The following is a 13,526-nucleotide window of genomic DNA, read 5'->3' on the forward strand; positions in this document are numbered from 1 at the left end:
TATATGGTTCTAATATACACAACATTACTTCAACAGAGAGTCCAACAAGCCATCGTACTTCTATTGCTTATCCGATATAACTTAACGCTAAAATCCCACTCAGTGTATCTTGATTGATCACGAGCGGCTCTTCAGTAAGTCCAATGCTAATATGTGTGCCTTCAGGAATTTTTGTATTTTCCATTACAATTACTCGTTCTAGAATCGAGTTCTTCCCTACTTCTACGCCTGGATACAAGATGGATTGTTTAACCATGCTATCAGGATGAATCACTACATTCTCAAACAATACAGAACTATCAACTGTTCCACACACCCAACATCCAGAATTGATCAATGACTGCTTCACAACTGCAGTTTCCCCGATATACTCTGGGGGAATGTTCGTTTCGTTGGTGTATATTCTCCAGTTTTCATTATTTAACAAGAGACTCCAATCTTTATCCAGCAGGTCCATATTGGCTTCCCAATAGCTTTCGATTGTACCGACATCCTTCCAATAACCTTCGAAACGATACGCATACAAGCGAAGATTATTATTAACCATCGATGGAATAATATCCTTTCCGAAATCATGACTGGATTGACTATTTTCAGCATCCTCCAACAAATAGGATCTTAATGTTGCCCATGAAAATATATAAACGCCCATAGACGCTAAATTATTTTTTGGATTTTGCGGTTTTTCATCAAATTCGTAGATGCGCATGTCATCAGTTGTATTCAAAATTCCAAACCGCGATGCTTCTTCCCAAACCACTGGAATTGCGGAAATGGTGACATCAGCGCCCGTTTGTTTATGTTCTTCCAACATTGCTGCGTAATCCATTTGATAAATATGATCACCCGAAATGACAAGGACATATTCTGGGTCATGCCGGTCGATAAAATGAATGTTTTGATAGATTGCATCAGCCGTACCAGAATACCAGTCTCCTCCGTCTTTCGCGGTATAAGGGGAAAGTATCGTCACACCAGTGTTTTGCCGATTCAAGTTCCACGGTTTTCCATTTCCAATATGTTTATTTAATTCAAGTGGTGAATATTGAGTCATCACGCCCAATGTCTGAAGTCCTGAGTTGGCACAATTACTTAACGTGAAGTCAATAATTCGATACTTACCTCCGAAGTGCACTGCTGGTTTCGCTAAGTTGTTCGTTAATTTGCCTAAACGTTTCCCTTCTCCACCAGCCAACAACATGCCTACACAATTTTTCATTAATTAGCCTCCTCAATAAATTCAGGTACTTTTTTGCACTTAAAAATTGTGATAGCTAAAGGTGGTACCTTTATTTTTATATGCTGTAATAATCTGTGCCATTCTTGCGGAATACTAAAATGGTCAGCATCGTTTACCTGTCCAGATCCCCCGAATTGACTAGCATCTGAATTAAAAATTTCTTGATAAGTTCCAGGAGTTGGCACACCAATTTTATAGTCAAAAAGGACTTCCGGTGTGAAATTGCAGACAACGATTAGTTCTTCCCCTGGGCTTGTACTACGTCTACGAAAAGCAATCACACTTTGATCGATATTATGAGGATCAATCCACTCAAACCCTTCAGTATTATGGTCTAATTCATAAAGTTCAGGATATTCCAAGTAGAAATGATTGAGCGCTTTAACATAGTTAAAAATCGCTTTATGAAGTGGATAATCTAAAAGTTGCCAATCCAATTGTTCTTGATCCTTCCATTCAGCATACTGTGCTAGCTCACCTCCCATAAATAATAACTTTTTACCAGGGTGCGCCATCATATAGCCATAAAGTAATCTCAGGTTTGCAAACTGCCGCCACTGATCACCAGGCATTTTATCGAGCAATGATTTTTTACCATGAACGACTTCATCGTGTGACAGCGGTAGTAGAAAGTTTTCTGTATGTGTATACATAAATGGGAAAGTTAGTAGATTGTGATGCCATTTTCGGTACACTGGATCTGCTTCCATATAGGTAAGCGTGTCGTTCATCCAGCCCATATTCCATTTGAAATTAAAACCAAGCCCTCCTACATGTGTAGGTGCCGTAACAAGTGGTAAATCTGAACTGTCTTCAGCCATCATCATTGCCCCAGGCTCATATGAAAAAATAACTTCATTTAATTTGCGGATAAAGGCATATGCTTCAAGATTTTCATCTCCACCGTATGAATTGTAGATTTTATCCTTGTCTTCCGATTTATCAAAGTTAAGATAGAGCATACTAGCTACTGCATCTACACGAATCCCATCGATATGATATTCTTCCAGCCAAAAAAGTGCATTAGAGATTAAAAAGCTTTGTACTTCAGGTCGTCCAAAGTCGAAGGTTAATGTTCCCCACAACTTTTTTTCAGCTTTACGAGGATCGGCATATTCATATAATGCCTCCCCATCAAATTGACGAAGTGCAAAATCATCCTTACAAAAGTGACCAGGAACCCAGTCCATAATTACACCGATGTTCTGTTGATGGCACTGATCAACAAAGTATTTAAATTCATCACGTGGACCATAACGCGACGTGACAGAAAAATAACCAGTTATTTGATAGCCCCACGACAGATCAAATGGATGCTCCGCAAGTGGGAGTAATTCAATATGTGTATAACCTAGCGATTTTACATAAGGAACCAATTGATCAGCAAGTTCGCGATATGAATAAAATTCACCGTCTACGTTTGTTTTCCAAGAGCCTAGATGAACTTCATAAATCGATACGGGTGATGAATAAACATCAAACGTTTTCTTTTCTTCTTGCCAATCATCATCACTCCACTCATATCCGGATAGAATCGGGGTTAAAGATGCCGTTTTAGGTCGAAGCTCAGATTGAAGAGCATATGGATCTGCTTTCAGTAGCACTTGACCATTCTCCGATTCAATTTCATATTTATAAGGGATGTTTTCGGGAATGTCCGTATAAAAACCAATCCATAACCCTTCGTTCGTGATTCTCTTTAATGGGTGTAAATTGCCTTTCCATTGATTAAAGTCACCGACTACATGAATTTCTTTAGCGTTAGGTGCCCACACTACAAATCGATAGCCTTGAGTACCTTCCCATTCAATCGTATGGCAACCTAATAATTGGTGACTATGATAATTAGTACCTTGGTGAAATAAAAATAGTTCTTGTTCTGAAATATTGTAATACATCGTGCTGACTCCTTTCTTGAGCCAATTAAGATTATATTCAGGATGGTATATGAATATGACTAGTTCTTCTTTGTCATGGATCTTTTATCATTCACTTCTTTGTAATAGCTCGATAAAAAAAGAAACAACTTTCACGATCTAATGCAGCTACAGTCGTAATGTAGAACCCTTATTAGTAAGGGTTGCACCAATTTTAATATTAGCAGATAATTATGTAAATGAATGTTAAATCGTTCTACAAAATTCTTTTATTGGTAAATTTAATGTAAATTAATGTCGAATGAATGACTTAACTCTGACTCCACATCCATATAGAAATCAATTGAATTGCTTAATTTTAGAATAATGTGACAACTGTTTTTTAGGGAAATATATTAATTCCTGGTTAAAATTCAAGTAAGTTTCTTAAAATAGGGGTAGAACATATACTAGGAATAAGCAAGTATGAATGGCAAAAGCGGAGGTAGGTTTTAGGTATTGGCAATAGAGAACTCGGCGTCCAAACGTCTTGTATGTTAGATTCAAACAAGAAAAGGGGTTGCTTTTGTGGAAACTCATGTAGCTTGGATCGATGATGTTCACGTGTTAACCGTTATCGTGAACGATATATCTATATTGCTGCACACGGAAGAACCTCCCGTCATTTATTGGGCAGCAAAAGAGAAGTATTTTTCGACAAAGGTTGAAAAAGTAAACGCCGATTCCACCGTAAGGATTATTCTTTTAGAAGAACTGCCAATCGGAGAAAGTCTTGTGCTCTTATGGGGCACAGCGAAGGTCCCTGTTTACCCTAGAGCAATCGTCCGAACGGATTGGTTTGATCAGCACTATGCTGATTTGACTACTAAATTAGGGACTGACTATGAACACTCCGCAACCACATTCTCTATTTGGGCCCCGACGGCTACTTCTGTAAAGTTAAATTTAGATAATCGTGATTTTTTATTAAATCGACATAAAAGTGGTCTATGGCAACTAAAAATGGATGGTGATTGGCATGGTTTTGCTTATGATTATAAGGTTATCGTCAATGGACAAACGACACGTTTGAATGACCCATACGCGAAAGCTATGCTTGCTAACAGTGAAAAAAGCGTGATTATAGACCCTGCTAGAACTGACCCACCTAACTTTAACAAACGAAACAGGCCAAAACTTCAGAATTTACAAGATGCAATTATCTATGAGTTGCATGTAAGAGACGCGACCAATCAAGAAGAAAGCGGTGTCGTGAATCGAGGTAAATATTTAGGTTTGACAGAAACAGCTACAACGACAAAAAATGGTTTTTCAACAGCGCTCACTTATATGAAAGAATTAGGTTGCACGCATGTTCAACTTTTACCAATTAATGATTTTGCACGCGTAGATGAGACTAGTCCGAACGATGACTATAATTGGGGGTACGATCCATTATACTTTCAAGTACCAGAAGGCAGTTATTCCCTAACACCTAATGACCCCGTAGCAAGAATCATTGAATGTAAAAAGATGATTCAAGCGTTTCATCAGGCAGAAATCGCGGTCATCCTTGATGTCGTTTATAATCATGTTTTTATCATGGAAGAATCACCATTTGAAAAACTTGTTCCAGGCTATTACTTCCGTTATCACAGTGATGGAAGCCTTAGCAACGGAACTGGGGTAGGGAATGATTTTGCAACAGAGCGAGCAATGGCCCGGAAATTCATTTTAGATACGATTGATTTTTGGCTGAATGACTATCATGTAGATGGATTCCGGTTCGATTTAATGGGGGCCATCGATATCGAGACAATGAACCAAATTCATGAGCGCTGTAAAGAAGAATCAGTGCCAATTATGCTTTTAGGAGAAGGTTGGGATCTTCCAACAGCATTAGCTTCCGAAAAGAAAGCTACTTCCATCCACTCCAATCAATTAACAGGTCTTAAATTTTTCAATGACTACTTCCGCGATTCACTCAAAGGTCAGTTATTTAACAAACACGATACTGGTTATGTAAATGGTCAAGGTCGTTTCATCGAAAGGCTGCCCCACCTCGTATCTGGAACCACTTTAGAAGAATTTGGTGCACCATTTGTGTCCGAGGTGAACCAAACAATTAACTACGTCGAATGTCACGATAACCACACACTATGGGATCGGCTTCTACTTAGCAATGATCAAGACAGCGATTTGACGCGTAAGAAAATGCATCAACTTGCTTCCGGTATCACGTTATTAAGCCAAGGGATTCCGTTTATCCATGCTGGTCAAGAATGGTTTAGAACTAAACAGGGCGATGAGAATAGCTATATTTCCAGTGATTGGATCAATCAATTAGATTGGCGGAAAAGAGAAGTAGAAAATGACTATGTTGAATTTATTAAAACGCTGATTGCGCTTCGAAAAAAATATGATGTATTTCGCCTTACTTCTAACCAAGATATTAGGAGAAGATTATATATATTAGACACGCCCGCCCCTGTTTTTGGCTTCACATTACTTGGAGATAACGAAGATTTTGCAATCTATATTAATCCAACAAAAAAATCCTATGAGTTGCGCTTACCTTCATCGGCAATATGGAGAGTGATGGCGAATAATAATTTTGATAAGAATACAGCGCAACAGGAAGTAAAAGGTGAATTTACTTCTGTTGATGCTTACGAGTTAGTCGTCTTAAAGAAATCACGGGAGATCGAATAAGCAAGGGTACCCAGATGCTTGGCTCACCTTTTTGTGCGTTATTTTTCATAGAGATTTACACATGACAAGAGACGGAAAATTTGTTGTGTTGCACGATTCATATTGAACATTTCAAGATACAGAACAAGCCATTGCCGATGTGTTATTTAACGAATATCAACTTTAATTTATCGATTTTAAACAAACAAAATCCCCTAGCATGCCAAGTGGCCGTAGGGGATTTATCGTTATTCAGCTATTTACAGTACATCACTAAAATATTTCACACTCCTCTTCACTTCCCCAATCGTTCGTTCTGGCCAATTCGTTTCGATGAAAATCTCCATCAGCTTTTCATGTCGACCTCCATGTTGTTCCGACCATTCAAGCGCAACGACCCCTTCATAAAGTAAAGCCATAGTGCGCATTAATCCCTTTGCTTCGATTGTTTGATTGTCAGGGTTCAAACTTGCAAATATCGTGAGGTCTTTTGCTAGTGTCTCCACTGCATTGGATATCCGTAGTTTCCATGAACTTTCGGGAACAGCGTCTAGTCTTTCTGTCATTTCGTCAATGAATAACAAGTGTGCACTGAATTTATTGACGAGCCTGAGGAGCTCCAATCCTAAAATATTCGCGGTCCCCTCCCAAACCGTTAATACTTGTGCATCGCGAAGTAACCGCGGTGTGACGAAGTCTTCTATATAGCCATTTCCACCATGCATTTCAATTGCTTCATGAGCGAAATGGATTGCCTGTTCTGCGGTTTCTTTTTTAACGAGCGCAATCTTCAGGCGGTTTAATGCAGTTTCTTCGTCAGATGCATTCCCAGAAGTTACTTTATCAAAGAGCTTAATGAGATCGAATGTTGTTGCCAGTTTGACTTCAAGCTTCGATTTCATGGTCGCTAAACTTTCCTGGATCATCGGAAAGTCAGTCAACTTTTTACCAAATGCATTGCGTCTTTCTGCATACATCAAGGCCTCGTTGAACGCACGGCGCATGATGCCAAGTGACGCGACGGCATTACAAATTCGTGATAAATTCAACGCTTCCATCATATAGTAGAAGCCCTTTTTGGGATCACCCACGACATAAGCTAGAGCACCATCAAACTCCACTTCACCCGATGGTACTGCCCGCACGCCAAGCTTATCTTTCAATCTCCGAATCTTAATACCATTTAGTGAACCGTCGTCTTTTCTCCAAGGCACCGCGAATAAACTCAGTCCGCGCGAGCCTTCTGCTGAACCTTCCATTCTAGCAAGAACCATAGCGACGCCTGCCATTCCAGCATTGGATGCAAAATACTTTTCTCCGAATAAACGATAGTTTTCACCGTCTTCCACTGCCTTCACGACATTAGCACCTACGTCTGAACCTCCTTGTCGCTCCGTTAAAAATGTCGCACCTTCAAATAACTCCGTATCACCCGTTGCACAAACATGCGACAGGAACTTCTCCTTCACTTCTTCATTAGCATAATGATCTAGCAAATAAGCTGTGGCTTGCGTCAACGTCACAGGACAATGGAATCCCGGTTCTGCTTGTGATAATAAGTAGCCTTGCGCAAAACTGTAGAGGTAGTTTCCTTTATGGCCGAGTTCCGGGATATCTTTATGAACATAGCCCACAATCCCTGTCCGATACGTTTCTTCCACTGTCTTTTTATAGCCTTCATTGACCCAGACATGTGAACGATCATCTCCGTACTTGTCATAGATTTCAAGACGGGGTTGCCCTTCACGGTCAGTATGTTTGGCACGTTCATCGATTTCATTGGCAACTAGTGAACCAAATTTCGTTAATTCTGAATGGGCATAATCGTAAAATTTAGGAGACAAGGATTCTTTTAATAGTGTTTGTAATGTCTCATCGTGCTCAAAGAAATTCAATGGTGTTTCAATTTCCGACCTTTGCTGTAAGACCATTTACTTCGCCTTCTCTCAATGGTTGTTTTAATATCTTGCCGGATGCATTACGCGGTAGAGCCTCAACTTGTTCATACAAACGCGGTACTTTATACTGCGCAAGCTGTTCTTGCGCAAATTGTTTAACCTCTTCTAGATTAAGCACTTCACTTGCCGCAAAATAAGCCTTAACCGTTTCGCCCCATTCCGGATGCGGCACGCCAACTACTGCCACTTCATTAATTGCCGAATGTGTAATTAGTACTTCTTCAACTTCTTTCGGGTAAATATTGACTCCACCGGAAATGATCAGATCTTTTTTCCGGTCGACAACCCAAATGTAACCGTCTTCATCTATTTTCGCCAAGTCACCTGTTTTCAACCAGTCCCCTATAAATGTTTCAGCCGTTGCTTCTATATTGTTATAGTAGCCAAGCATATTGCCTTCCCCACGTAAAAGAATTTCCCCTACTTCGCCTTGTTGCACGTCTTCCCCGTTCGGATTAACAATCCTAAACTCTGCGTGAAGCGCCGCCCGTTTTCCAATACTGCCTGCTTTCGTTTTATGTTCACTTGCGCTCAATAACGTGCCGTTTGGACCCGCTTCTGTCAGTCCATAGACACAGATGAAGTTATCCGATTTGAACTTTTTCTGCACAAATTCAACTTCCGGTTGCGATAAAGGCGCGCTGCCGTAAATCCACCATTTCATTGAAGACAAATCAGCTGTTTCCATCTTCGGATTCTTCGCTGTCAATAAATAAACGACGGGTGCCCCGAAGAAGTGTGTTGTTTTTTCTTGTTCAACAGTATCAATTAAAAGATCAGGTGTGAATGTTGGCGTTAATACGCTAGTCGCACCAACTATTAACCCCGCCATGAAAAACAGATGGAGCGGTGCAGAATGACTAAGCGGCATCATGATGAGCAAGCGGCTCTCCGGTTTAATTTCCATCTCAACACAAATCATTTGTGCAACTGTTAGGATGTTTTTATAACTGAATAACACGCCTTTCGGTTTACCTGTTGTGCCGGAAGTATATAAAATGGTCGATTCACTGGAATCGGGTAAATTGCATTCAATTGAGGAATCATTATCATTGAGTACTGTTTCAAAACTGATCCACTTATCGTCTAGGGGGGCTCCTGTTTTGATTAACACTAAATTGCTATCCAGGTTTTTCACTGATTCAAACAGCAAGTCATGTGCGATGAAGGCTTTTGCATCAGAATTCTCAAGTACATATTCGACTTCTGACAGCGTCATCTTGGTATTTATCGGGACAATGATTGCCCCAAGCCGCTGAACTGCAAAATAGGCGATAACAAATTCCGGAACGTTTGGCATATATAGAACAGCTTTGTCTCCTCGCCCAATTCCAAGAAGCTTGAGGCCGTGCGCAAAACGATTCACAAGCTGATCAAGTTCTTTATACGTATAGCGTTTCCCCATTCCAATAACCGCTTCAGTCTTAGGATATTTTCTTGCATTACGCTCCAACAATTGTGAACTGTTCATTTCCTTAATCCCCCTTTAAATTGGTTAGTTTTTCGGTGAATTGCACAAGAAGCTGTTCCATCTCCATCTTCATTTCCGTGAGCTCCTGAATTTTGGTTTCTACTTGTCCGATTTTTTCATTGCCAAAATCGATTGTCCGCTCCAATTGTTTTATCCCAGTCCGATCTTTGTCAAAAAGTAAAATCATCTCCTTTATTTCATCCAGCGTGAATCCGTACCTTTTTCCGCGCAAAATCAGTCTCAGCTTTACGACCTCTGCTTTCGGATAAATCCTTCTATTTCCCGCAGTCCTGTCGGGTTTCAACAAACCAAGTTCCTCATAGTACCGGATTGTACGGGTCGACACATCATATGCCTGGGCAACTTCAGTAATATCCTTCACTTTAGCTCCCCCTTTGAAGTGTTGGAATTTTCAACTATATGAGTAGTTTAACATTGACGTTAACGTTAATGGCAAGTGAGGATATGGAAATTTATTAATAGAGTTAGCTGGTAGATATGATTGGGTGTCACACGGATATGATTGGTTGGCGGGTTATATGATCGGGGCGCACGCGGATATGCTCGGTTGGCGGGTTTTATGATCGGGGCGCACGCGGATATGATCGGGTGCCTGGTTTTATGATTGGTCGCACACTTATATGATCGGTTGCCGGGTTATATGATCGGGTCGCTCGCGGATATGATCGGTTGCCGGGTTATATGATCGGGTCGCTCGCGGATATGATCGGATACCAGGTTATATGATCGGGACGCACTCGGATATGATCGGGTGTCTGATGATAGGATCGGGTCGCACGCGGATTTGATCGGGTGCCGGGTTATATGATCGGGCCACATACGGATATGATCGATTACCGGGTTATATGATCAGTTCGTTCACGGATATGATTGGTTGGCGGGTTATATGATCGGGTCGCACGCGGATATGATCGGTTGGCGGGTTATATGATCGGGGCGCACTCGGATATGATTGGTTGCCGGGTTATATGATCGGGTCGCTCGCGGATATGCTCGGCTGCCAGGTTATATGATCGGGTCGCACTCGGATATGATCGGGTGTCTGATGATAGGATCGCGTCGCACGCAGATAGGATCGGGTGCCGGGTTATATAATCTCTCACCCATTTTTCCAATAAAAAAAGGCTACCCGTTAAAGGATAGCCCCATCTCAAACACCCACACGCACTTCTTGCTTAAACCGCTGAACTGCCTTCGCCGAATCAACTGAATGACCCATTTCATTCAACGTGTCACCAATTAATTCAATCGCTTGTTCCAACATTTCCTCTGTTGTGTTCCCCATATGCCCAATTCGGAACGCTTTTCCTGCTAAATGAGCAAGTGATCCTGCTACAATCACACCTTTTTTACCAAGCGTTGCGCGGAATTCCGAGTCGCCGACACCCTCAGGATAGAGGATACAGCTCAATGTTGATGCTGCTACATTTTCATCGGCAATTGCTTTCATGCCATATTCAGAAAGCGCGGCTCGCACCGCTTTGCCGAATGCCGTATGGCGAATAATTCTTGTCGACAAGCCTTCTGCGTGAACGAGTCTCATTCCTTCATTATAGGCATAAATCAAGTTCACTGGCGGTGTTGCAAAATATTTTGAAGGGTCGTTCATGACAGGAATCCAATTGTAGATATCGCAATAATAAGCCGGAACGCGTTCAATCTTCTCCCTAGCAGCCAAAGCGGTTTTGTTAAAGGCGACAATCGCTAATCCCGGTGGAACGCCAATTGCTTTTTGAGAGCCAGTCAAAATAACATCAATTTTATAGTCCGGATTGCCGTATGTTTTACTCATATCTTCTTCCATCGCTGCCGTTGCACAAACACCATCTAAAATGACAAGTGCACCATGTTTTTTCACGATTGGTACAAGTGCTTCGAGATCAGCTGCAACACCAGTCGATGTGTCTGCATGCGTAATTGTTACTGCTTTATAATGCCCTTCAACAAGTTTCGCCTCCACTTCTTCAGGTGTAACTTGCTTGCCCCATTCCGATTGAAGCACATCCACCTCAATGCCAAAAGCTTGTCCTAATTTAATGAACCGGTCACCGAAATAACCTTGGCTGACAACTAATATCTTTTCCCCAGCCGCGACTGTGTTAACAAGCGCCATTTCCATTGCAATCGTTCCTGACCCGGCAACGACAAAAACATCCCCGTCTGTTTGCAACATTTCACGTGTCTGTTCAATCGCATTTTTGTAAATTGCAACAAATCTCGGATCAGTATGCCCTCTTGTTTCACTCGCCATCGCATCATAAATGGAATCGACAACAGGCGTCGGTCCAGGTATCAGTAACATTTCTTCGTTTCTCATTCTATTTCCCCCCACTTATTTTCAAAATACAATTACTAGCTCTAGTACTACTTCCATACTTGTTGAGTAAACCCTCTTATATTGGATCAAGGCAAGTAAAAACGGCTTTATTCCACTTGTAGGAATAGAGCCGTTGCTATGTCACTCTTCATTCGAACCAATACACCGCTCGCACTCAAACAATGGGGATTCAATCTGCTCTACAATTTCACATCCACATTCACGACAAATCTTTCTCGGCAATTCTTTCCTATTGTTGTTTGTTTGCATATAAATCTCCTCCACTCTCATATTTTTTACCTCCATTTGTAAATCAATTTAATTTTTCATACCCCGGCAGTGTCAAAAATTCAACGAAGTCATCTTGCACGATCAATGCTGAAAACAGTTCTGCAGCTGCTTCATATTTATCAGTAGTGAACGCAGTGTCACCAACAGTCTGTTTGATTAATTCCAGTTCCTCTTGCAATACTTTTGCAACCAATTTCTCTGTAATATCCGGCCCATCGTTAAGTTTCCCTTGCGGATGACGAATCCATTGCCATACTTGTGATCTTGAAATTTCAGCTGTCGCCGCATCTTCCATCAAATTATTAATAGGAGCTGCCCCGTTCCCCCTGAGCCAAGATGCGATATATTGAACGCCTACACTGCAATTCATTCGCAAGCCTTGTTCCGTAATCGTTCCTTTTGGGACTTCCAGCAGGTCATCAGCGGTAACTTTGACATCTTCTCGTTTACGACCAATCTGATTCGGTGTCGGCATATGCTCGTTGAACTGCTCCATCGCAACCGCGACAAGTCCTGGGTGCGCTACCCACGTTCCGTCATGTCCATCCGTCGCTTCACGGCGTTTATCGTCACTTACTTTGCCAAATGCTGCTGCGTTGGCTTCTGGGTCATTTTTAATTGGAATTTGTGCAGCCATCCCACCGACTGCCGGTGCATTGCGCTTATGACAGGTTTGAATACAAAGCAATGTATAAGCCCGCATGAATGGCGATGTCATCGTTACTTGCCCACGATCAGGCAAGATAACGTCCGGTTGATTGCGCAGCCGTTTAATATAGCTGAAAATATAATCCCAGCGTCCACAATTGAGACCTGCTGAATGGTCCCGAAGTTCATATAGAATTTCGTCCATTTCAAATGCCGCCGCAATCGTTTCGATTAACACCGTTGCCCGAATTGTACCGGTTGGAATTCCAAGTTGCTGCTGCGCAAAGACAAACACATCGTTCCACAATCTTGCTTCCAAATGACTTTCAAGCTTAGGTAGGTAGAAATATGGCCCAGATCCGCGAGCGATTAATTCCTTGGCATTATGGAAAAAGTACAATCCGAAGTCAAAGAAACTTCCTGCAATCGACTCTCCATCAATTACGACATTCTTTTCCAGCAGATGCAATCCGCGCGGCCGTATCATGAGCACCGCGGGTTCATCGTTCAACTTGTATGTCTTTCCAGTGGAATGCTGTTCAAACTCAATCGTCCGCCGAACGGCATCTTTCATATTGAGCTGTCCTTCCAACATGTTTGCCCATGTGGGAGATGTTGCATCTTCAAAACAAGCCATGAATGTTTTTGCACCTGAATTCAATGCATTGATGACCATCTTCCGACCGACAGGACCTGTAATTTCCACTCGTCTGTCCTGTAGATCATGCGGGAGGGGAGCAATTGTCCAATCCCCATCCCGTATATGTTGTGTTTCAGCTAAGAAATTCAGTTTTATTCCACTGTCGATGCTACTTTGACGCTGTTGCCGGTTAGCCAAAAGCTCTCTCCGTCTTTCGTCAAAGTTATCATGAAGAGATTGTAGGAATGCAAGTGCTTCCGGCGTTAAAATCTCTTCACTTTCAGCAGTCAGTTCGCCTAAAACTTTTATAGTATGAGATGTCACTTGATTCGTAGACAGATTGATCACCCTCCCCGATTGTTGTTGGTGCCCAATTACTGATACCATTCATGC

Annotated in this window: 9 protein-coding genes; 1 reads left to right on the top strand and 8 read right to left on the bottom strand. The window is 41.7% G+C overall.

Going from position 1 to position 13,526, the window contains the following annotated elements:
• Nucleotides 1-67: 67 nt before the first annotated feature.
• Together MKY15_RS03095 and glgB are read right to left on the bottom strand one after the other, a co-directional pair.
• Nucleotides 68-1,219, bottom strand: coding sequence for a glucose-1-phosphate adenylyltransferase (locus MKY15_RS03095; protein WP_342538934.1), 1,152 nt, complete (start codon nucleotides 1,217-1,219; stop codon nucleotides 68-70).
• A complete protein-coding gene (gene glgB / locus MKY15_RS03100) occupies nucleotides 1,219-3,138 on the bottom strand; it encodes a 1,4-alpha-glucan branching protein GlgB (protein WP_342538935.1) in 1,920 nt (639 codons plus the stop codon). The genes MKY15_RS03095 and glgB overlap by 1 nt, the downstream gene beginning before the upstream one ends.
• A 546-nt stretch (nucleotides 3,139-3,684) precedes the next feature.
• On the opposite strand from glgB, the gene pulA reads away from it, so the two are divergent.
• Nucleotides 3,685-5,808 carry a type I pullulanase gene (gene pulA, locus MKY15_RS03105; RefSeq protein WP_342538937.1) on the top strand — a complete coding sequence of 708 codons (2,124 nt, stop codon included), beginning with the start codon at nucleotides 3,685-3,687 and terminating at the stop codon, nucleotides 5,806-5,808.
• 239 nt (nucleotides 5,809-6,047) lie between these two features.
• On the opposite strand, the gene MKY15_RS03110 is transcribed toward pulA, so the two are convergent.
• From MKY15_RS03110 to aceB, 6 genes are all read right to left on the bottom strand, one after another.
• A complete protein-coding gene (locus tag MKY15_RS03110) occupies nucleotides 6,048-7,718 on the bottom strand; it encodes an acyl-CoA dehydrogenase family protein (RefSeq protein ID WP_342538938.1) in 1,671 nt (556 codons plus the stop codon).
• On the bottom strand, nucleotides 7,690-9,216 hold the full coding sequence (locus tag MKY15_RS03115) for an AMP-binding protein (protein WP_342538939.1): 1,527 nt from the start codon (nucleotides 9,214-9,216) through the stop codon (nucleotides 7,690-7,692). Before MKY15_RS03115 ends, MKY15_RS03110 begins: the two co-directional genes overlap by 29 nt.
• Before the next feature lie 4 nt (nucleotides 9,217-9,220).
• The gene (locus MKY15_RS03120) at nucleotides 9,221-9,598 is read right to left on the bottom strand and encodes a MerR family DNA-binding transcriptional regulator (protein ID WP_342538940.1); all 378 of its coding nucleotides are present in this window, start codon (nucleotides 9,596-9,598) and stop codon (nucleotides 9,221-9,223) included.
• A 789-nt stretch (nucleotides 9,599-10,387) separates the two neighbouring features.
• Nucleotides 10,388-11,554: an alanine--glyoxylate aminotransferase family protein gene (locus tag MKY15_RS03125; protein WP_342538941.1), complete on the bottom strand. Its 1,167-nt coding sequence runs from the start codon at nucleotides 11,552-11,554 to the stop codon at nucleotides 10,388-10,390.
• Nucleotides 11,555-11,695: 141 nt separating this feature from the next.
• Nucleotides 11,696-11,824: a protein YhfH gene (yhfH, locus tag MKY15_RS03130; RefSeq protein ID WP_156476085.1), complete on the bottom strand. Its 129-nt coding sequence runs from the start codon at nucleotides 11,822-11,824 to the stop codon at nucleotides 11,696-11,698.
• 43 nt (nucleotides 11,825-11,867) lie between these two features.
• Nucleotides 11,868-13,520: a malate synthase A gene (aceB, locus tag MKY15_RS03135; protein WP_342538943.1), complete on the bottom strand. Its 1,653-nt coding sequence runs from the start codon at nucleotides 13,518-13,520 to the stop codon at nucleotides 11,868-11,870.
• Between the last annotated feature and the right edge of the window lie 6 nt (nucleotides 13,521-13,526).

This window comes from Sporosarcina sp. FSL K6-1540 (assembly GCF_038620285.1).
GTDB classification, from domain to species: Bacteria; Bacillota; Bacilli; order Bacillales_A; family Planococcaceae; genus Sporosarcina; species Sporosarcina psychrophila.

What these genes read in the sequence shown, in the direction of transcription:
- MKY15_RS03095 (WP_342538934.1), bottom strand. Translation starts at nt 1,219, where the DNA reads ATGAAAAATTGTGTAGGCATGTTGTTGGCTGGTGGAGAAGGGAAACGT.
- glgB (WP_342538935.1), bottom strand. Translation starts at nt 3,138, where the DNA reads ATGTATTACAATATTTCAGAACAAGAACTATTTTTATTTCACCAAGGT.
- MKY15_RS03110 (WP_342538938.1), bottom strand. Translation starts at nt 7,718, where the DNA reads ATGGTCTTACAGCAAAGGTCGGAAATTGAAACACCATTGAATTTCTTT.
- MKY15_RS03115 (WP_342538939.1), bottom strand. Translation starts at nt 9,216, where the DNA reads ATGAACAGTTCACAATTGTTGGAGCGTAATGCAAGAAAATATCCTAAG.
- MKY15_RS03125 (WP_342538941.1), bottom strand. Translation starts at nt 11,554, where the DNA reads ATGAGAAACGAAGAAATGTTACTGATACCTGGACCGACGCCTGTTGTC.
- yhfH (WP_156476085.1), bottom strand. Translation starts at nt 11,824, where the DNA reads ATGCAAACAAACAACAATAGGAAAGAATTGCCGAGAAAGATTTGTCGT.
- aceB (WP_342538943.1), bottom strand. Translation starts at nt 13,520, where the DNA reads ATGGTATCAGTAATTGGGCACCAACAACAATCGGGGAGGGTGATCAAT.